The sequence below is a fragment of the Pseudomonas sp. 30_B genome, assembly GCF_017491605.1.
Lineage (GTDB): Bacteria > Pseudomonadota > Gammaproteobacteria > Pseudomonadales > Pseudomonadaceae > Pseudomonas.
Window position 1 is genome coordinate 1 of the sequence record NZ_JAFGYY010000411.1, and the last position, 430, is coordinate 430.

Below are 430 nucleotides of genomic sequence, written 5' to 3' on the forward strand. Positions count from 1 at the left end.
ATGTGATCGTGATCGGCGCGCCGATGTACAACTTCGGCGTGTCGTCGCAGTTGAAGGCGTACTTCGACTGGATCGCCCGCGCGGGCGTCACGTTCCGCTACACGTCGGAAGGCCCGGAAGGGCTGATCAAGGGCAAGAAGGCGTACGTGGTGTCGGCGCGCGGCGGCAAGCACGTCGGCATGCCGACCGACAGCCAGACGCCGTTCCTGAAGACGTTCCTCGGTTTCATCGGTCTGACCGACGTGACGTTCGTCTACGCGGAAGGCCTCGCGCTCGGCCCGGAGGCGGCGACGGAAGCGCTCGCGAGCGCACGCGAGGCGATCGCCGCGGTTTGAGCGTGATCGCTCGATAGCCGGAAAACCCTGAAAGAAAACGCCGCGGACCGGGAGGTGCGCGGCGTTTTTGCTTGCATCGTCGGTGAACCGGTTGT

At 65.1% G+C, this 430-nt stretch carries 1 protein-coding gene; it reads left to right on the plus strand.

Going from position 1 to position 430, the window contains the following annotated elements:
- Positions 1 to 335 (plus strand): FMN-dependent NADH-azoreductase (locus J5M67_RS28920; RefSeq protein ID WP_207888739.1); only part of this gene is annotated, 335 nt, incomplete at its 5' end.
- Positions 336 to 430: the final 95 nt, after the last annotated feature.